Here is a 19,229-nt window from a genome sequence, read left to right on the forward strand (position 1 = left end):
CTTTTCGGCGCCGCTCGTTTCGGCACCGTTGCTTGCCTGGTATGATGTCCATGCCCGCGACCTGCCCTGGCGCGCACCACCGGGGGCACCTTTTGCCGATCCGTATCGCGTCTGGCTGTCGGAGATCATGCTGCAGCAGACCAATGTCGCGACGGTGCGGCCGAAATTCGAGCATTTCACCGCGCGCTGGCCCGATTTCGCGAGTCTCGCCGCCGCCGATGAAGCCGAACTGATGACCGCCTGGGCCGGGCTTGGCTATTATGCGCGCGCGCGCAATCTGGTCGCGTGCGCACGCACCGTGGTCGAGCGGCATGGCGGCGCCTTCCCCGGGAATGAAGATGAATTGCGCGCTCTGCCTGGCATTGGCGCCTATACCGCCGCCGCCATCGCCAGCATCGCCTTTGGCGAACGCGCCGTGGTCGTGGACGGCAATGTCGAGCGCGTTGTGTCGCGTCTGTTCGCAATCGATGAGCCGCTGCCGGGCGCCCGCGCCGCGATCCGCGCCGCCACTGATTCGATCACGCCCGAGACGCGGGCAGGGGATTTCGCCCAGGCGATGATGGACCTGGGATCGTCGATCTGCACGCCGCGCAACCCGAAATGCCTGGTGTGTCCGCTCAGCGATCGATGCGCGGCGTTCGCGCACGGCCAGCCCGATGCCTATCCGGTCAAGCCGGCCCGGACTGCCAGGCCGGAGCGCTTCGGCACGATCTTCTGGGCGGAACGGGATGGCAAGGTGCTGCTGGTGCGCCGTCCGCCGCGCGGCCTGCTTGGCGGGATGCGCGCACTGCCCACCGGCCCGTGGTCGGAATCGCCTCCCGGCCTTGCCGATCCGCCGCTCACCGCCGGCTGGCGCATGCTCGACACGAGCGTCGTCCATGTCTTCACGCATTTTCGGCTCCAACTCTCCCTTGCGGTGGCGCGCGTGCGGGAGCATTCGAACGCTGGCGAATGGTGGCCGGTGGGGGATATCGAGTCGGCAGGTCTGCCGACGGTCTTCGCCAAAGCAGCGGCCGAGGTCAGGAGAGCGACATGAAGGCTGTGCGGTACATGGTTTCGGCGGGCGCTCTGGCTTTGCTCGCCGCGGGCGCGGTGTTTGCCAGTGAGGGAGCACCTCAGGCTCAATCCCAACCTCGGGCCCAACCTCGGGCCCAAACCTCCGCACCCGCACTGCGCGCCGTCCCGTCGGCGCTGCCCACCACTCAGGCGCTGCTCGACGGCTATGTTGTCGACAACAAGATGCCCGGCATCGTCGGTGCGTTCGGTTATGGCAACCACCCGACGATCTTCCTCAGCGCGGGCAAGGTCGCTGACGATGCGACGGCCGCCAAGGCGGGGCCCGACAGCCTGTGGCGGGTTTTTTCGATGACCAAACCGATCACCGGCATGGCGGCGATGCTGCTGATCGAGGATGGCAAGATGTCGCTCGACCAGCCGGTGTCGGACTTCATCCCGGCGTTCAAGACCATGAAGGTACTGATCGGCCCCGACAGTCTCGACAGTCGCCCGGCGGCGCGCCCGATCACGATTCGCCATCTGCTGACTCACACAGCCGGCTTGGGCTACAACATCATCACCAAGGGGCCGTTGCTGGCCGAGTATAACCGGCTCGGGATCGACCCGGCACAGGTCAACGCACAACTCGAGGCCAAATCGCGCCCGATTCGGCCTGCGACGCTTGAGGAATTCGCCAACCGCGCTGCGAGCGTGCCGTTGATCGCCGATCCGGGTACCAAATGGAGCTATTCGATCGGCCTCGACGTGATGGGCCGGGTGATCGAAGTCGCCAGCGGCATGAGCTTCGATGCGTTCGTGCAGAAGCGGATCTTCGGCCCGCTCAAGATGACTTCGAGCTACTGGACCGTGCCGCAGAGCGAGGTCGGGCGCTTTGCGAGCATGTATGTCATCATGGGCACCAATCGCCTGCCCTTCGATCCCGCCGCGACCTCAGTCTGGCTCAAGCCGCCGAGCTTCCCTTATGGCGGGGCCGGGCTGGTCATGTCGGCGCGCGACTATGACCGCTTCCTGCACATGCTGCAGAATTACGGTGAGCTCGACGGGGCGCGGGTGATGAAGCCGGAGACCGCCAGGCTCGGCATGTCGAACCTGATGCCGGCGGGGGTCTTCTTCACGGGCGTCGCCGCTTCCACCGGCGGCACGCCCCAGCCGATGGGCTTCGGCGCCGGCGGGTCGGTGGCGATCGACGATATGCCGAACGGGCCGGCCAAGGGCAGTTATGGCTGGGGCGGGGCGGCCGGTACGGTCGCTTTCGTCGATCCGGCGCACAAGACGCGCGGAACCGTGATGGTCAATTATTTCCCCGGCGAGAAATGGCCGCTGCGCACCGAAGTGCTCGGCGCCTTCAAGGCCGATCTGGAGCATAAGCACCAGTGATACCAGGATTTACCGGCGGCACGCTCGACCGCGCCGACCGCATTCGCCACGATTCGGAAGCGTTTGCGGCAGCGGCGGGCGACTGGCGCGCGAAGCTGCTCAAGCTCGAGAATTTCGAGCCCGAGCTCGATGAAGCCGGTCAGCTCGGCTGGACCAGCCTGGCCGATGCGCCGGACGATGCCGAACTGGTGCTGCTCGGGCTGGACGGCGACAAACCGCACTTCGCTGCCTTCACGCCTGGCATGCGCGCGCCGGCCGGACGGTCGATGCGCCTGTTCGGGCTGCTCGACCGGTTCGCACCGGGCGAGGCTGCGACCTATGCCGCCGCGCGCAGCGTGCTCGACTGGCATTCGCGCCATCAATTCTGCGCCAATTGCGGGACACAGACGGTGATGTTTCGCGCCGGTTGGGGACGCAGCTGCCCCAATTGCCATGCCGAGCATTTTCCGCGCGTCGATCCGGTGGTGATCATGATCGCCGAGCATGACGGCCGTGCACTGCTCGGGCGCCAGCCGGCTTGGCCCGCCGGGCGCTATTCGGCGCTGGCGGGGTTCCTCGAACCCGGCGAATCGATCGAGGAAGCGGTCGCGCGCGAGATCATGGAGGAAGCGGGCGTACGCGTGTCCAATGTGCGCTACATCGCCAGCCAGCCCTGGCCGTTCCCGTCATCGCTGATGATGGCCTGTGTCGGCATGGCGGAGGACGACAGGATCACGCTCGACACCAATGAGTTGGAGGACGCGATCTGGGTCCCGCGCGAGGAAGTGCAGCGCGTGCTCGCGGGCGGTGAGGGCTCGTTCCTGGCGCCGCCACCTTATGCGATTGCGCATACTTTGCTGGAAGCTTGGGCGAAGGGCTGATCCTACCCAACACGTGGAGGAATTGGGCAATTTCCACCGTCATCCCCGCAAAAGCGGGGATCCCGCTACCTTGCCGCACAGGCGGAAGAAGAAGGAGCGAGATCCCCGCTTTCGCGGGGATGACGGTGAATGGGTCAGTCAGCTGTCATCCCGCTCTGACGACTCAGTCGCGCGTGCGCGCCATGCGATACGTCCCCAGCAACCGCATCCATTTCGAATGGAAGCCCAGTTCCTCGAGCGCGCGGTCGATCGCCGGGTCGCCCGGCCGGCCGACAATATCGGCATAGAATTCGGTCGCCGCGAAGGTGCCGCCGCGCTGATAGCTTTCCAGCTTGGTCATGTTGACGCCGTTGGTCGCGAACCCGCCCATAGCCTTGTACAGCGCGGCCGGGATGTTCTTCACCTCGAAGATCAATGTCGTCATCCACGGACCGTCGCCGAGCGGCTCATGCCCAGCGCGTGCCAGCACCACGAAGCGGGTCGTGTTGTGATCGGCGTCGGCCAGGCCATTGGCGAGCAGGTTGAGATTGTAGATCGCCGCCGCGCCCGGCGGGGCGAGGGCCGCGACCTTCGGGTCGTTCATCTCGGCGATGACCGCTGCGGCGCCGGCCGTATCGGGATAGGCGATGGCGGTGATGCCATGTTCGCGCAGCCAGTGACGGCATTGACCGAGCGCCTGGGGATGGCTCATCGCTTCGCGCACATCGTCGCGCGTACCGACGCCCATCAGGGCATATTTGATACCGAGAAAATGCTCGCCGGTGATGACCAGCCCCGATTCGGGCAGCAGGAAATGCATGTCAGCGACGCGGCCATGGAGCGAATTCTCGATCGGGATGATCGCGCAATCGGCCCGGCCCTCGCGCACGGCGTCGATCGCATCGGCAAAGTCGAAACAGGGAAGAGGCAGGCAGTCGGGAAAGGCCTCCATCGCGGCGACATGCGAATTCGCCCCGGGCGCGCCCTGAAACGCGACCGCGCGCTCCGGCTCGGCGGCGGCGGCTTCAGTCATCTTCGCGACGATCGGGCGGGCGGGGGCAGCAAAATTTTCCATCGACCGCGCGCTTAGGGTCCGCCCTCAATTACCGCAATGGGTCGTGATCGCCCGTGGGAGATGGGCAGGAGAAACTGCCCCCGGCAGTTTCAGCCATGTCCGGGGGACATGGCGACCTGCCCATCTCCCACGGGTGACCGTCTCGACCGTCGCGGTAATTGAGGACGGACCCTGTGTCATGACAACGCCGCCACAAGCGCGGCTTGCGGTGTGAGCAACGCGAGATCTAAAGGATGCCAACTTTCCGGCCTATGACAGGACAGGGGCAGAGGCATAATGGACAACAGGACGAACACGATCGCGGGCTGGGTACTGGGGGCGTGCGGCGTGGCGCTCGGGCTCGGGATCGTCGGCGGCATGGTGTACCATACCGGCGTGCCCGAAAAGGCCGGCTTTCCGATTGAGGGCGCCGAGGCCGAGGGTGGCGCAGGCGCCGCCGAAGTGCCGATCGCGACTCTGTTGGCGTCGGCCGATCCGGCCAAGGGGGCGGATGTCTTCAAGAAGTGCACGGCATGCCACACGATCGCCCAGGGTGGCGCGAACGGCATCGGCCCGAATCTGTATGGGACGCTCGGCGAAGGCATTGCCGAGGGCAAGGCCGGTTTCGCTTTCTCCGACGCGCTGAAGTCGCATGGCGGCAAATGGGGCTTTGACGAAATGAACGCGTGGCTGACCAGCCCGCGCAAATTCGCCAGCGGCACCAAGATGACCTTTGCCGGCCTGGGCAATGCGCAGGACCGGGCGAATGTGATCGCCTATCTCAACCAGCAGGGATCGAACCTGCCGCTTCCGGCCGCCCCGGCGGCGGGCGCACCTGCGGCGGCCGACGGCAAGGCAGATGCGAAGGCAGAAGGCAACGCGACTGCCGCCGCCGAACCGGCCAAGGGCGCGGCACCGGCCCCAGCAGCACCGGCCCCAGCGCCGGCCGCGAACGCGCATTGATCGAACAGCCTCTCCTTCGGGAGAGGCCGGGGCCGCCGGAAACCCGGCGACGACCCCTGCTCACGCCGGAGCTCTGAAATGCCGACGATCGTCAACGACGTCATCGATTTCAGGCCCGACCGGGCATGGGGTGCGCGCGATCTCATGGAGATCGACGGCGTCACCGTTCGGCTGCATTGGACCGATCAGCCGTATAAATGGCACACCAATGACGGGGCCGAGGCCTTTGTCGTGCTCAGCGGCCAGGTCGATATGTTCTACCGGCTCGATGGGGAGGAGCATTGCGTGCGGCTCTCCCCGACCGACATGTTCCTGGCCGAGGTCGGCGACGAGCATGTCGCACACCCGGTCGGCGCGGCGCACATCCTCGTCGTGGAACGCAAGGGCTCGGTTTAGCTTGTATCGCCCGCTGGCGCTGACCCCGGTGTGGGCGCGGCGGCGTGTCGATTCAACAATTGGCGTGGATCATGAAACGTTGCGGCGGACGGAAATGCCATTCGGCGTTCCGCCCCGCTCTTTGACATGACCGGAAACCTACCTGCCTTGCTGCTGGCTGTTCCGGCTAATAACAGCCAGTCCTGTTCGCTGTTACTGGCTGTTATGCTGGCTGTTCCATGGCTGTTATCTGTGATCGCCGATTTTGATTTAGCGCATTGATATAAAGCGGAAATCAGGTCGAAAGGGCGAATTTAACAGCCAGCAAAATTTATTTTCCGAAATAACAGCCAGGAACAGCCAGCAAAATGCCGGGTGCCGGGGCAAATTCTAGAGCCGCTTCGAGTTGAGTTGATCCATTCTCTTCCGTTCGGCCTGAGCTTGTCGAAGGGCCGTTCTTCTCTCTTTTTGACGCTGAAGAAGGACGGTGCTTCGACAAGCTCAGCACGATCGGGGAAAGGATTCTACCCAAGCCAACCCCTAGTCGAGCACCACGCCCGTTTCGGGCCGCTCGCGATAGAAGTCGCGCACCACCTGCCAGCCTTCCTCGGCCGTCTCGACGAATTTGAAGATGTTCATATCGCGTGGGCTGACCACGCCTTCCTCGACCAGGGCCTCGAAATTGACCACCCGGTTCCAGAAGTCGCGGCCATAAAGCAGCACTGGAATCGGCGCGATCTTGCCGGTCTGGATCAGGGTCAGCAGCTCGAACAGCTCATCGAACGTGCCGAACCCGCCCGGGAATGCAGCGAGCGCGCGGGCGTGCAGCAGGAAGTGCATCTTGCGCAGCGCGAAATAGTGGAATTGGACGCTTAAGGATGGCGTCACATAGGGATTGGGCGCCTGCTCATGCGGCAGGACGATGTTGAGGCCGATCGATTCCTGGCCGACATCAGCGGCGCCGCGATTGGCCGCTTCCATGATCGACGGGCCGCCGCCCGAACAGACGACGAAATGGCGCTTGCCCTCGGTATCGCGCGGGAATTGGCTGACCTTCGCGGCGAGTTCGCGCGCGACGTCATAATATTTCGATTTGGCGATCAGGCTGTCGGCGATTCGGATCGCCTCTTCGCCGACGGCGAGGTCGCGCAGCGCCTGTGCCTTGGCCGGTTCGGGGATTCGTGCCGAGCCGTAAAAGACGAAGGTCGAGGCGATATTGGCCTCGTCGAGCACGAGTTGCGTCTTGAGCAGCTCGAGCTGGAAACGCACCGGGCGCAAATCCTCGCGCAGCAGGAAATCGAGATCCTGAAAGGCGAGCTTGTAGGCCGGATTTTCGGTTTGCGGGGTGCTGATGCCGGTCTTGGCGGTTTCGGCATCCTGGCGGGCGCGCGGAAAGACCCGCGACGGAACATGTGTATCACTCATCCCGGCCCTTTAGAGCAAAGTGGCGGAGGTTTGAAGCGTTTGGTACCGCCTGCAAAATTCGCTCTTTCGCGAATTTTCAAACCACCTCACCGGCAAAAGCTGGCGTGATCGTCCTCGAGGTGCAGATGGTTGTAGTGCGCCGCGTTGTAATCCGGGCTGAGCACGGTGCCGATCCGTTTGCAGGCGGAGGCACGGACCGTGCGCAGGAATGCCTGCACGTTACGGTCTTCCGATCGCCAGCTATGCTCGATGCTGATGCGCCGTCCGTCGCGCAGCACAAAGGCCGAGATATCGACGGCATTGGCGGTGGCGTGTCCGGACAGCCGGTTGCCGCTGCCCGCGCTGCCGACGATCTTGCGGCAGGCATAGGTGCCATAGGTTTCGATCCGCACCAGGTCGCTGCCGAGCATCTGCCGTGCGGCGGGCGCGACACCGTTGCGCGCCCAGCCGGTAAAGGCGCGGGCAAGGCCGCAGCGCATGCCCTTTATGCCGCTCACCGGCACACCGATATCGTTCAGCTGCACCGTGCCGACCATCGTGCAGCCGCCGCCAAAGTCGCGATCGGGCAGGGGTGTGAACTGGATATTGTCGCGCGCCAGATCGGCATAGCAGGCGCGGGTTTCGCGTGAGGTCGGGACCTCGACCCGCGCCGGTTTGGCGCTGCGCCGCGGCGCCGGGCGATTATCGTCGCCGCCGCCGAACAGGCAGCCGGAAAGCAATAGGGGCACAAGCAGAATAAGCGCGCGGTTCACCCGGCCCGGAATAACGCCGGCGCGGCAAAGGTCCAGCGGCGGGCCACGGCCTTGTCGTTGTGCGGTGCGGAAAGTCCGATTGACACCCGGCGCCATATCGCTAGGGCCGTCGATGGGCCACGCGGTCCCAACGCCGCGCGTGCTCTCTGTAAGGAGAGACTACATGACTGAGTTACCCGCGCCTCCGGCGCATCTGCCTGCGCGTCCCTATTTTTCCTCGGGACCCTGCGCCAAACCTCCCGGCTGGACCGCCGCCAATCTCGCCACTGAGTCGCTCGGCCGCTCGCATCGCTCGAAAATCGGCAAGACCCGGCTGCAATATTGCATCGACCTGATGCGCGAATTGCTCAAGCTTCCTGACACGCACCGCATCGGTATCGTCCCCGGTTCCGACACCGGCGCGTTCGAAATGGCGATGTGGACCATGCTCGGGGCCAAGCCGGTCACGGCGCTGGCCTGGGAAAGCTTTGGCGAAGGCTGGGTGACCGATGCGGTCAAGCAGCTCGGGCTCGACCCCACGATCGTCCGCGCCGATTATGGCCAGCTGCCCGATCTGACCCAGGTCGACTGGTCGAGCGATGTGCTGTTCACCTGGAACGGCACCACCTCGGGCGTGCGCGTGCCGAATGGCGACTGGATCGCCGACGACCGCACCGGCCTGAGCTTCGCCGACGCGACCAGCGCGGTGTTCGCTTATGACATTCCGTGGGACAAGATCGATGTCGCGACTTTCTCGTGGCAGAAGGTGCTGGGCGGCGAAGGCGGGCACGGCGTCCTGATCCTCGGCCCGCGTGCGGTCGAACGGCTCGAAAATTACACGCCGACATGGCCGCTGCCCAAGGTCTTCCGCCTGGTGTCGAAGGGCAAGCTGACCGAAGGCGTGTTCAAGGGCGAGACGATCAACACGCCGTCGATGCTTGCGGTCGAGGACGCCATTTCGGCGCTCGAATGGGCGAAATCGGTTGGCGGCGCCGATGGGCTGATCGCGCGCTCGGACGCCAATGCGGCGGCGCTCGACCGACTCGTCAGCGAGCGCTCCTGGCTTGGCCATCTCGCCGCCGATTCGGCGTCGCGGTCGAAGACCAGCGTCTGCCTGACCGTCGAGGGTGCCGACGAAGCGATGATCAAATCGTTCGCCGGCCTGCTCGACAAGGCCGGCGCGGCGTATGACATCGCCGGCTATCGCGATGCCCCGCCGGGCCTGCGCATCTGGTGCGGCGCGACCGTCGACACGGCGGACATCGTCGCGCTCGGCCCATGGCTCGACTGGGCCTACGCGACCGTCACTGCCTGATCCGTCCCGTCATTCCCGCGAAAGCGGGAATCCCGCTGCCTTTCCCCGGACCGAAGAAGCGGGATCCCCGCTTTCGCGGGGATGACGAAGAAACAGAAAGCTACCCAAACCATGCCTAAAGTCCTCATCTCCGACCAGATGGATCCCAAAGCCGCGCAGATCTTCCGCGAACGCGGTGTCGAGGTCGACGAAATCACCGGCAAGACCCCCGAAGAGCTGATCGCGATCATCGGCGAGTATGACGGCCTCGCGATCCGCAGTTCGACCAAGGTGACCAAGGCGATCCTCGCCGCGGCGAAGAATCTCAAGGTCATCGGCCGCGCCGGGATCGGCGTCGACAATGTCGATATCCCGTCCGCGTCGGCGCAGGGCGTGGTGGTCATGAACACCCCGTTCGGCAATTCCATCACCACTGCCGAACACGCCATTGCGCTGATGTTCGCGCTCGCCCGCCAGCTGCCCGAGGCCGATGCCTCGACTCAGGCCGGCAAGTGGGAAAAGAACCGCTTCATGGGCGTCGAGCTGACCAGCAAGACGCTGGGCCTGATCGGTGCGGGCAATATCGGCTCGATCGTCGCCGATCGTGCTCGCGGCTTGCGAATGAAGGTCGTGGCGTTCGACCCGTTCCTGACCCCCGAGCGCGCAGTCGAGATGGGCGTCGAAAAGGTCACGCTCGAGGATCTTCTCGCCCGTGCCGATTTCATCACGCTGCACACGCCGCTGACCGACCAGACCCGCAACATCCTGTCGGCGGAAAATCTGGCCAGGACCAAGCCGGGCGTGCGCATCATCAATTGCGCGCGCGGCGGGCTGATCGATGAGGCGGCGCTCAAGGCCGGGCTCGATTCGGGCCATATCGGCGGCGCCGCGCTTGACGTGTTCGTGACCGAGCCGGCCAAGGAATCGCCGTTGTTCGGCACGCCCAACTTCGTCTCCACGCCGCATCTCGGCGCGTCGACCAACGAAGCGCAGGTCAATGTCGCGATCCAGGTCGCCGAGCAAATGGCGGATTATCTGGTGTCGGGCGGGGTCACCAACGCGCTCAACGTGCCGAGCCTGTCGGCCGAGGAAGCACCCAAGCTGAAGCCGTATATGGCGTTGGCCGAAAAGCTCGGCTCGCTGATCGGCCAGCTCGCGCACGGCGCTCTGTCCGGGATCGCGATCGAGGTCGAGGGTGCGGCGGCATCGCTCAACCAGAAGCCGATCACCAGCGCGGTTCTCGCCGGACTGATGCGCGTGCACACCGACACGGTGAACATGGTCAATGCGCCATATCTGGCCAAGGAACGCGGCATTGACGTGCGCGAAGTCCGGCACGACCGCGAAGGCGATTACCACACGCTGCTGCGCGTGACGGTGAAGACCGATGCCGGCGATCGTTCGGTCGCGGGCACGCTGTTCGGCGACGCCGCGCCGCGCCTGGTCGAGCTGTTCGGGATCAAGGTCGAAGCCGATCTCGCCGGGCATATGCTCTATGTCGTCAACGAGGACGCACCCGGCTTTATCGGCCGGCTCGGCTCGCTGCTCGGCGAAGCGGAGGTCAATATCGGCACCTTCCATCTCGGCCGGCGCAGTGCCGGCGGCGAGGCGATCCTGTTGCTGTCGGTCGATGAGCCGGTGACGCAGGACCTGCTCGCCAAGGTGCGCGGTCTGTCGGGCGTGCGCACTGCGATGGGCCTGTCCTTCTGAACCCCAACCGGCATTCCGGCTTTGCGCCGGAATGCCGGTTAGTGCAGAGGGCTTCCGACATGACCCACGCACTGCTCCCCGAAGGTTTTCGCGACCGACTGCCGCCGTTCGCCGATGCTGCCGCGCGTCTCGAACAGGCGATCCTCGGCGCGGCTTATGCGCATGGCTATGAACGCGTCGATCCGGCGCTGGCCGAGTTCGAGGCAGGGCTGGCGGGTCGGCTCAAATCGGCGCGGACTCAGGATGCGGTGCGCTTCGTCGATCCGGTTAGCCAGGCGACCTTGGCGATCCGCCCCGACATGACCGCGCAGATCGGCCGTATCGCCGCCACGCGCATGGGCCATCACCCGCGTCCGGTGCGGCTCGCTTATGCGGGGCCAGTGCTCAAGCTGCGCGCGTCGCAGCTTCGCCCGGAACGCGAGCTACGCCAGATCGGCTGCGAACTGATCGGCCTCGATACCATCGCTGCGGCACGCGAAATCGTCGAGGTCGTGGTCGAGGCACTGGCGGCGGCGGGTGTTGCCGGGGTGTCGATCGATTTCACCTTGCCCGACCTGGTCGATATCCTTGCTGCCGGGCCGTTCCCGGTCGATGCGGACCAGATCGATGCGCTGCGCGATCGGCTCGACGCCAAGGATGCCGGCGGGGTGGCAGCGATCGCCCCTGCCTATTTGCCGCTGATCGAGGCGGCGGGGCTGTTCGAGCCGGCGCATGAGCGGCTGTGCGCCTTCGACGCCGGCGGGGCGCTGACTTCGCGGCTCGACGGGCTGTGGAACATCGCTGAGGGGCTCAAGGGCCGCGTCGCGCTGACGCTCGATCCGACCGAACGGCACGGCTTCGAATATCAAAGCTGGCTCGGCTTCTCCATCTTCGCCGATGGCGTGCTCGGCGAGATCGGGCGCGGCGGCAGCTATACCATCGTGCATGAGGACGGCGCCGAAGAAGCGGCGATCGGCTTCTCGCTTTATGCCGATGCGATCGTCGCGGCGGGGCTCGGCCCGATCGACCGACGTCGCCTGTTCGTGCCGCTCGGCACCGATCCTGCGCTGTCCGCCGCAATGCGCGGCCAGGGCTGGGTCGCCGTCACCGCGCTCGAAGCCGGCGATACGCCGGAAGCGCAACTCTGCACTCACATACTGGTCGGCAGCGAAGTCCGCCCACTCTAAGGATCTGTCATGGCAAATGTAGCGGTCATCGGCGCCCAATGGGGCGATGAAGGCAAGGGCAAGATCGTCGACTGGCTCGCAGAGCAGGCCGATGTCGTGGTCCGTTTCCAGGGCGGGCATAATGCCGGCCATACTCTGGTGGTGGGCGATAAGGTCTACAAACTGTCGCTACTGCCCTCGGGCATTGTGCGCGGCACGCCGTCGGTGATCGGCAATGGCGTGGTGCTCGATCCCTGGCATCTGAAGGCGGAGGTCGAGAAGCTGACTGCGCAGGGTGTGTCGATCTCGCCCGACACGCTGATGATCGCCGACAATTGCGCGCTGATCCTGCCGTTCCACCGCGATCTCGATTCGCTCCGCGAGGATGCCAGCGGCGCGGGCAAGATCGGCACGACGCGGCGCGGTATCGGACCGGCCTATGAGGACAAGGTCGGCCGGCGCGCGATCCGCGTCTGCGACCTGGCGCATCTCGATGCGCTCGATGCGCAGCTCGACCGCCTTACCGCGCATCACGATGCGCTACGCGCCGGGTTCGGCGAGCCGCCGATCGACCGTGCCGCTCTGGTCGAGGAATTGCGCGCGATCGCCGATTTCGTGCTTTCCTTCGCGAAGCCGGTATGGCGCAACCTCAATGAGGCACGGTCGCGCGGAAAGCGTATCCTGTTCGAGGGCGCGCAGGGCGTGCTGCTCGACGTCGATCATGGCACCTATCCGTTCGTCACTTCGTCGAACACGATCGCCGGCACGGCGGCGGGTGGATCGGGGCTCGGGCCCAGCGCGGTCGGCTTCGTGCTGGGCATCGCCAAGGCGTACACGACGCGGGTCGGCTCCGGGCCGTTCCCGACCGAGCTCGAGGACGAGACCGGCGAGCGGCTTGGGCAGCGCGGGCATGAATTTGGTACCGTCACCGGCCGCAAGCGCCGCTGCGGCTGGTTCGATGCAGTGCTGGTACGCCAATCGGCGGCGGTCGGCGGCATCACCGGCATCGCGCTGACCAAGATCGATGTGCTCGACGGCTTCGACGAAGTGAAGATCTGTACCGGCTACCGGCTCGGTGGCGAAACACTTGATTATTTCCCGTCGCACGCGGCGGATCAGGCGCAGGTCGAACCGATCTACGAAACCATGCCCGGCTGGAGCGAAACCACGGCAGGCGCGCGGAGCTGGGCCGAACTGCCGGCTCAGGCGATCAAATATATCCGCCGGATCGAGGAACTGATCCGTTGCCCGGTCGCGTTGGTATCGACCAGCCCGGAACGCGAGGATACGATCCTGGTTCGCGATCCCTTCGCGGATTGAAGCGCGCCGGTCCTTCACGTCATTCGCGAAGGACCGGGACGGCTTATCTCGGCGCGGTGCTGTTCGGTGTCGGATTTGTCGTGGTGTTGTCCACCGGCGGACTACCCGGCGTCGGCGTCTCGACCACTGCATTGTTGGTGATCACATTGTTGGTGGTCGACTGGCCCGGCGCGGTGGTCATGTTTGCCAGCGCGGCAGTCGACAGGCCGAGGATGGCCACACTCATCATCGTTGCGATACGCATAGTTCGGCTCCCGTTATGCCCGTCGAAACAGACGGTCAGAAAGGGAACGGCTCGGGGAACGATACGGTCCGGCCCCATAGCTCGCCTTGGCGTATGATTCGAACAACTTGACGGTAAGCTAACGGCATTTTCAGCCGCGCCGAGCGGGATGAAGCAATTTTCGGTCGGCCTGTGCAACGATATTGCACAGCGGTTTTGGATGCTCAGGTCGGGAGTTGCCATTCGATCGGTACCGTAAATTCGATCCGGGTGCCCGGCATATCCTGCGGGGCGGCGGGATAGGGGGAGGCGCGGGACAGCATAGCCTGTCCTTCCTCGTCGAGTGTGGCAAAGCCGGAGCTGCCGATCACTTCCCCCTCCAGCAATTGCCCTCGCCGGTCCAGAACGAAGCGAACGCGGACCACGCCTTCCTCGCGCCGCATGCGCGATCGACGCGGATAGGTCTTGTGCGCATAAAGCCAGGAGCGAATTTTCGCCGCATAGTTGCGGCTGCCGCCCGCCGGCGCATTGGCATTCAATCCATCCGCCGCCCCCTTTCGCAGCGGAGGAGCAGTTTCCGCAGTGGCGGGCGATTGCATCGTTGCAGCCGGCGCTATTGCCGCGGCCGGCTCGGGCGCCGCAGCGGGCGGCGCCATCGCGCGAGGCTGCTGGGCTGGAAAGGGGATCGGCGACGGCGGTAGCAACGAGGCGGAGTCGGACTTTGGCACCGGAACAGGTGGCAGCGCTGGAGCAGCGGGTTGTGTCGGCTGCTCCCGCGCCGTCTGTTGGTCATCCTGTGCGTCTTCCACCCCCAGCGGTACAGCCAGCGACATGACGGTCAAGGCGGGCGCTTCCTCGCGCACGCGCTGCTGACCGATGCCGATCTGAAACAGCATCAGCAGCAACAGGCTGTTGATCGCCAGCGAACCGGCGGCGGGCAGGCTAAGGCGGACATATCCCCTCATCGGCCGCTAGAAGGTTTTCGCGACCGTGAATTTGAAGGTCTGCCCTTCGGCGGCAAGCGACGACAGATGACGGCGGAACGCTGTGTCGAAGACATTGTCGGCCGCAATGCGGAATTCGAAACCCTCTGCTGCCCCGCTGCGCGGCTTGAACGCGAAGAACAGATTATGGACGTTGTAGCCTGGGGTCGGCAGGCCTGACCCGGGCGAGGAGAAGGCGCCGCTGTTGACCTTGTCCTGCCGCTCGGCGAACTCGCCGGTCCAGCCGCCCGACAGGCCGGTCTTGGCATCGGCATAGCCCAGCGTCAGGCGATAATCATTGGCCGGAATGGTATTCAGATAATTGCCCGTCAGCCGGTCCTTGCCGCTTATGAACGACATGTTGCCGCGTGCGAAAAAGCCACCAATGCCATATTCGGCTTCCACCTCGACACCGGTGAAGCGTGATCGGCCGACATTGGTGAAATAAGGCGTGCCGACCGCACCGGCGGCATTGATGATCAGGTCCTTCACATTGTTGCGGAAAATCGTGGTCTTCAGACGCAGCTTGTCGGTCCGTCCGGCAAGGTTGTCGAACGACAGGGTAAAGCCGGCTTCGTAATTGTCGGAGGTCTCCGGACGCAGATTGGGGTTTGACGGGCGCGTCGCGCTGCGCGTGAAGATCTCGTCGATATTGGGCATGCGGACGGTGCGCGCGACCGATCCGAACAGGCCGAACCAGTCGGTCAGCGAATAGATCGCCGCGATCTTGGGTGAAACGCCGCTGTCCTTCACGCGTCTGGTCAGGACGGTGCCGCCGACCACCGTGGCGCCGGGCTTCAGGTCGGTCCAGTCGATCCGCGCCCCGGGGATGATCATCAGCTTGTCCGACCAGGAGATTTCGAGCTGGGCGAACAGCCCATATTTGGTCATGTCGCCCTCGGGATGCGTCCCCGCACCCGGCGTCACCGTGCCGTTAAAGGCGACGCGCGGATTGCGGCGCTGCTGCTCGTTCCACTGTGCGCCGACGATCAGGAAACTTGTCCAGTCGCCACCCAGGTCGAACTTGCTGGTGTTCTGCAGCCGGCCTTGCCAGCCTTTGTAGGAAAAATCGGAATGTTCGAGATTGGCGCCGAGGAACGTCGTCTCGGTCTGATGCACCAGCGTGTTGGTGTAGGAGAGCTGTGCTTCGACGTTGAGCAGCTTGCTGCCGTCGAAATCATTGACATAACCAAGCACGGCGGTCCTGTCATGGACCCGGCGACGCATCAGCGAACTGCCGGTCGCTGCCGAAATCTGGTCATAGACTTGCGGCCCGTCGCTGACCCAGTCCTGATACGAGGCCGAGATGGCGTGCTTGCGATTGCCGCCGATCGAGACGCGACCCTTGAGCAGGAAATTGTCGGATTGCGCGGAGGATGCGGGAACGATGTTGCCGTTGCCGTCCTTGTAATCCTGGCTGCGGCGGTAATTGTAATTGCCGAGCAATTCCACGCCGTTCAGCGGTTCGATCGCAATAATGCCCGACAAGGTGTGGCCCTCGGCATTGGTTTCGGTCGCGGCCTTGAGGCGGATCGCCAGCGGGTCGCCATCCTTGAGAAAGTCCGAAGCGTCCTTGGTGGTGAAGTTGATCACCCCGGCCAAAGCGCCCGCACCGTAGAGCGTTGACGAGGCTGGCCCGCGCAGCACCTCGACCCGCTTGTACAGTTCGGGCTCGCTGAAGAACGCACCCATGCGGTATTGTTCGTAGAATTTGGTCACGCCATCGACCGTGATCAGGATGCGATTGTCCGAATCGCCGATCGCCGTGCCCATGCCGCGAATGTTGAAACCCTGTCCCAGCGCACCGACGCCGCCCTGGACGTTCACGCCTGGAATCCCTTCCAGCAAATCGCCCATCGTGCTTGCCTGGGTCTGGTCGATATCGTCCTGGTCGAGCACGGTGACAGCCTGCGGCGTGTCGATCGCGACCTTCTCGGCGCCGGCGGAGATGACCAGCCGATCGAGCGAGAGCTGGGTCGTCCCGGCATCTGTTTGCGGGTTTGTTGCCGTGCTGTCCTGCGCAATGGCAGGACTCGCCAGCGTCAGCAGTGCGATGCCCGCGAGAAGCGGCGCTTTCCTGTTCGTCATCATTGATCCCCGGATCATCCGGGCCGTTGCTTCGACCCCGACTGCGGCGCTCCACTACAGCGAAAAAACAATATTGCAAGTGATTCTCAATATCGATACTGAGTCGAGCGAAGGGGATTTTCCGTATGAAGCCGTTGATTAATTCCGTCGCCCTGGCTGTGCTGGCCATGGCAATTTTGGGGGGCGCAAGCGTCAGCGCGCATATGCCCTATGTCCTCCCGACGTCATTCGATGTGGGTAAGGGAGATCATGTCACGGTTGAATCATCCTTTGCGGAGGATGCCTTCGTGCCGGAGGTGGCGATGCGTGACGCGCCGTTCCATCTGCTCGGGCCGGACGGTACACGCGGCGATGTCGGGCCCGTCACCTATTTGCGCGACCTGTCGATCTTCGAAGCGGACCTCAAGCGGGACGGCACCTACCGCATCACCACCGGGCAGCGCGCCGGCCGCAAGGGCATGATGTACCGGGATGGTGAGAAATGGGTGATGCGCGGCGAAGGCGGCGGCGCAGCGCCGGCCGGTGCACAGTCGGTCGAGGTACAAAGCATGACGCTGGCCGATGCCTATGTGACGCGTGGCCAGCCGACTGAGGCTCCGCTCAAGCCGGTGGGGACCGCTCTGGAGATCCAGCCTGTCACGCACCCCAACAGCATCAGTGCGGGGAGCGATGCCAGTTTCGTGCTGCTGTTCGACGGCAAGCCACTTGCTGGCGCCGATGTGACCTTGTTCCGTAGCGCGGGCGTTCATGATGGCCGTAAGGTCGCGGCGCAGACCAGGAGCGACGGTGCCGGCCGCTTCACGCTCAAGCCGGACGATGCCGGAACCTATCTGGTCATGGTGCGGCACCGTGCAGCGGCGCCGGCCGGGGCGGGAACGCCTTGGCGCAGCTACACCTATACCCTTGCCTTCGATGCAGCCTGATCGGCGCACCATTTCCACAGGAGTTACGAGCATGAAATCGATCTTCACGGCCGCAGCCATCGCCGCCGGTATCCTGGCCACACCGCTTGCCGCGGCGCCGCATGACGGCAGGAGCTTCATTGCCGATTACGACACGAACGGTGATGGCCAGGTGACCCGGGCCGAATTCGATGCGGTGCGGGCCGAGCGGTTCATCGCCACCGATACCAACAAGGACGGATGGGTTTCCGACTCGGAGTATCTGGCCGAATATACGGCCCGGCTTGAAAAGCAGCTCGCCGCGTCGGATCGCAGCGAGGAACAAAAGACCGAGGAGCGGCAGCGCCAGGTCCGCCAGACTCATGTCCGCTTCGGCGTGCTCGACAAGGACAAGGACCAGAAGATGCAGAAGGCAGAGTATGATGTCTCGGGCAATCGCGCCTTCGCTGGAATGGATGATGACAAGAACAATGTGGTGACCTCGACCGACATCGCGGCGGTCAGCGCCAAACAGGCTGCCAGGGAGGCGGCACGTGCAGCTTCCGAGACTCCCCCTGCGGGTTGACGGCGGATCGTATCAGCCTGTCGAAGGCCTTGGTCACGAACGTTTCCGGACCGATAGCGTACGACCTTTTACGGGCTGAACTCCCAAAGGCGGAAGCGATTTCGGCCCGCCGAACCAGCGCCCGGCGGTCAGCCGCACTGCGCGCGATGGAGCAGCTTCTGGTCGGCCAGCACCAGCGCGACCATTGCCTCGACCACTGGCGCACCGCGAATGCCGACGCATGGATCGTGGCGTCCCTTGGTGGCAATTTCGGTCGCCTCGCCATTGCGATCGATCGTCTCGACGGGGGTCAGGATCGAACTGGTCGGCTTGAACGCGACACGCAGGCGGATCGGCTGACCGGTGGCGATCCCGCCGGCAATGCCGCCGGCATGGTTGGCAAGGAATTCGGGGCCGTTCTGTCCGGGGCGCATGGCGTCGGCATTTTCCTCGCCGCGCAGTTTTGCCGCATCGAAGCCGTCTCCGATCTCGATACCCTTGACCGCATTGATGCTCATACAGGCCGCAGCAAGTTCGGCATCGAGCTTGGCATAAAGCGGTGCGCCCCAGCCGGCGGGCACGCCGCTCGCTTCGCATGCGATTACCGCACCGAGCGACGATCCCGCCTTGCGCGCGCCATCGACCCGCATTTCCCAGCGCGCGGCAGCCGCCGCGTCGGGGCAGAAGAAGGGGTTGGCGTCGATCTGGTCCGGGTCGAAATTGGCAGGATCGATCGCATCTCCGCCGATTGCTTCGACCCAGGCGCGAATCTTCACCTCGGGAATGACAAGTCGCGCGACCGCACCGGCAGCGACCCGTGCCGCCGTCTCGCGCGCGGAAGAGCGTCCGCCGCCGCGATAGTCGCGAAAGCCGTACTTCGCGTCATAGGCATAATCGGCATGCCCGGGGCGATAGGCGAGCGCGACGTTGGAATAATCCTTCGAACGCTGATCGACATTCTCAATCATCAGGCTGATCGGCGTGCCGGTTGTCCGACCCTCGAACACGCCCGACAGGATGCGTACCTGATCGGGTTCCTGCCGCTGCGTCGTGAAGCGCGACGTGCCGGGCCGACGCTTGTCGAGGAAGGGCTGGATATCCGCCTCCGACAGGCTCAGCCCCGGCGGGCAGCCATCGATTACCGCGCCAAGCGCGGGGCCGTGGGATTCGCCCCAGGTGGTGAACCGGAAGACCCGGCCGAAAGTATTGAAGCTCATATATCCCTCCTCCAGAAAGGGA

19 protein-coding genes are annotated in these 19,229 nt (G+C 64.6%); 12 read left to right on the forward strand and 7 right to left on the reverse strand.

Features of this window, described 5'->3' with window-relative positions; genetic code table 11:
- Positions 1–28: 28 nt before the first annotated feature.
- From H3Z74_RS23015 to nudC, 3 genes are read left to right on the forward strand one after another with little or no spacing between them, the layout of a single operon-like run.
- Positions 29–1,036, forward strand: coding sequence for an A/G-specific adenine glycosylase (locus H3Z74_RS23015; protein ID WP_187764500.1), 1,008 nt, complete (start codon positions 29–31; stop codon positions 1,034–1,036).
- Complete coding sequence (locus tag H3Z74_RS23020) at positions 1,033–2,394, forward strand: serine hydrolase domain-containing protein (RefSeq protein ID WP_187761786.1); 1,362 nt, start codon at positions 1,033–1,035, stop codon at positions 2,392–2,394. The genes H3Z74_RS23015 and H3Z74_RS23020 overlap by 4 nt, the downstream gene beginning before the upstream one ends.
- Positions 2,391–3,254 (forward strand): NAD(+) diphosphatase, encoded by an 864-nt coding sequence (gene nudC / locus H3Z74_RS23025; protein WP_187761787.1) that lies wholly within the window; start codon positions 2,391–2,393, stop codon positions 3,252–3,254. Before H3Z74_RS23020 ends, nudC begins: the two co-directional genes overlap by 4 nt.
- A 163-nt stretch (positions 3,255–3,417) precedes the next feature.
- On the opposite strand, the gene H3Z74_RS23030 is transcribed toward nudC, so the two are convergent.
- Positions 3,418–4,308 (reverse strand): prephenate dehydratase, encoded by an 891-nt coding sequence (locus H3Z74_RS23030; protein WP_187761788.1) that lies wholly within the window; start codon positions 4,306–4,308, stop codon positions 3,418–3,420.
- Positions 4,309–4,584: 276 nt separating this feature from the next.
- Between H3Z74_RS23030 and H3Z74_RS23035 the strand changes: the two genes are divergently transcribed.
- From H3Z74_RS23035 to H3Z74_RS24695, 3 genes are all read left to right on the forward strand, one after another.
- Positions 4,585–5,250 carry a c-type cytochrome gene (locus H3Z74_RS23035; protein ID WP_187761789.1) on the forward strand — a complete coding sequence of 222 codons (666 nt, stop codon included), beginning with the start codon at positions 4,585–4,587 and terminating at the stop codon, positions 5,248–5,250.
- Positions 5,251–5,328: 78 nt separating this feature from the next.
- Positions 5,329–5,646, forward strand: coding sequence for a cupin domain-containing protein (locus H3Z74_RS23040; RefSeq protein ID WP_187761790.1), 318 nt, complete (start codon positions 5,329–5,331; stop codon positions 5,644–5,646).
- 126 nt (positions 5,647–5,772) lie between these two features.
- Positions 5,773–5,907, forward strand: coding sequence for a hypothetical protein (locus tag H3Z74_RS24695; protein WP_268234758.1), 135 nt, complete (start codon positions 5,773–5,775; stop codon positions 5,905–5,907).
- Positions 5,908–6,165: 258 nt separating this feature from the next.
- On the opposite strand, the gene H3Z74_RS23045 is transcribed toward H3Z74_RS24695, so the two are convergent.
- Entirely contained in the window at positions 6,166–7,050 is an 885-nt protein-coding gene (locus H3Z74_RS23045; RefSeq protein ID WP_187761791.1) for an LOG family protein, read from the reverse strand.
- An 86-nt stretch (positions 7,051–7,136) separates the two neighbouring features.
- Complete coding sequence (locus H3Z74_RS23050; protein WP_229726756.1) at positions 7,137–7,802, reverse strand: extensin family protein; 666 nt, start codon at positions 7,800–7,802, stop codon at positions 7,137–7,139.
- Between the two features lie 163 nt (positions 7,803–7,965).
- Here H3Z74_RS23050 and H3Z74_RS23055 point away from each other — a divergent pair, with 163 nt between their 5' ends.
- The 4 genes from H3Z74_RS23055 to H3Z74_RS23070 all read left to right on the forward strand — a co-directional run bounded on the left by H3Z74_RS23055 (position 7,966) and on the right by H3Z74_RS23070 (position 13,250).
- On the forward strand, positions 7,966–9,096 hold the full coding sequence (locus H3Z74_RS23055) for a phosphoserine transaminase (protein ID WP_187761793.1): 1,131 nt from the start codon (positions 7,966–7,968) through the stop codon (positions 9,094–9,096).
- A 111-nt stretch (positions 9,097–9,207) separates the two neighbouring features.
- On the forward strand, positions 9,208–10,785 hold the full coding sequence (gene serA, locus H3Z74_RS23060; RefSeq protein ID WP_187761794.1) for a phosphoglycerate dehydrogenase: 1,578 nt from the start codon (positions 9,208–9,210) through the stop codon (positions 10,783–10,785).
- 59 nt (positions 10,786–10,844) lie between these two features.
- Complete coding sequence (locus H3Z74_RS23065; RefSeq protein WP_187761795.1) at positions 10,845–11,951, forward strand: ATP phosphoribosyltransferase regulatory subunit; 1,107 nt, start codon at positions 10,845–10,847, stop codon at positions 11,949–11,951.
- Positions 11,952–11,960: 9 nt separating this feature from the next.
- Positions 11,961–13,250 (forward strand): adenylosuccinate synthase, encoded by a 1,290-nt coding sequence (locus H3Z74_RS23070; protein ID WP_187761796.1) that lies wholly within the window; start codon positions 11,961–11,963, stop codon positions 13,248–13,250.
- Positions 13,251–13,293: 43 nt separating this feature from the next.
- Here H3Z74_RS23070 and H3Z74_RS23075 read toward each other — a convergent pair whose 3' ends face one another.
- The 3 genes from H3Z74_RS23075 to H3Z74_RS23085 form a co-directional block, all read right to left on the reverse strand.
- Positions 13,294–13,476, reverse strand: a complete 183-nt coding sequence (locus H3Z74_RS23075; protein WP_187761797.1) for a hypothetical protein — start codon at positions 13,474–13,476, stop codon at positions 13,294–13,296.
- A gap of 221 nt (positions 13,477–13,697) precedes the next feature.
- The gene (locus tag H3Z74_RS23080) at positions 13,698–14,438 is read right to left on the reverse strand and encodes an energy transducer TonB (RefSeq protein ID WP_187761798.1); all 741 of its coding nucleotides are present in this window, start codon (positions 14,436–14,438) and stop codon (positions 13,698–13,700) included.
- Positions 14,439–14,444: 6 nt separating this feature from the next.
- A complete protein-coding gene (locus tag H3Z74_RS23085; protein WP_187761799.1) occupies positions 14,445–16,544 on the reverse strand; it encodes a TonB-dependent receptor domain-containing protein in 2,100 nt (699 codons plus the stop codon).
- Between the two features lie 203 nt (positions 16,545–16,747).
- Between H3Z74_RS23085 and H3Z74_RS23090 the strand changes: the two genes are divergently transcribed.
- Positions 16,748–17,467 carry a DUF4198 domain-containing protein gene (locus H3Z74_RS23090; RefSeq protein ID WP_229726757.1) on the forward strand — a complete coding sequence of 240 codons (720 nt, stop codon included), beginning with the start codon at positions 16,748–16,750 and terminating at the stop codon, positions 17,465–17,467.
- Positions 17,468–17,498: 31 nt separating this feature from the next.
- Positions 17,499–18,011 (forward strand): CREC-EF hand family protein, encoded by a 513-nt coding sequence (locus H3Z74_RS23095; protein ID WP_187761801.1) that lies wholly within the window; start codon positions 17,499–17,501, stop codon positions 18,009–18,011.
- A 128-nt stretch (positions 18,012–18,139) separates the two neighbouring features.
- On the opposite strand, the gene aroC is transcribed toward H3Z74_RS23095, so the two are convergent.
- Positions 18,140–19,207, reverse strand: a complete 1,068-nt coding sequence (aroC, locus tag H3Z74_RS23100; protein WP_187761802.1) for a chorismate synthase — start codon at positions 19,205–19,207, stop codon at positions 18,140–18,142.
- Positions 19,208–19,229: the final 22 nt, after the last annotated feature.

The sequence above is a fragment of the Sphingomonas alpina genome (assembly GCF_014490665.1).
GTDB classification, from domain to species: domain Bacteria; phylum Pseudomonadota; class Alphaproteobacteria; order Sphingomonadales; family Sphingomonadaceae; genus Sphingomonas; species Sphingomonas alpina.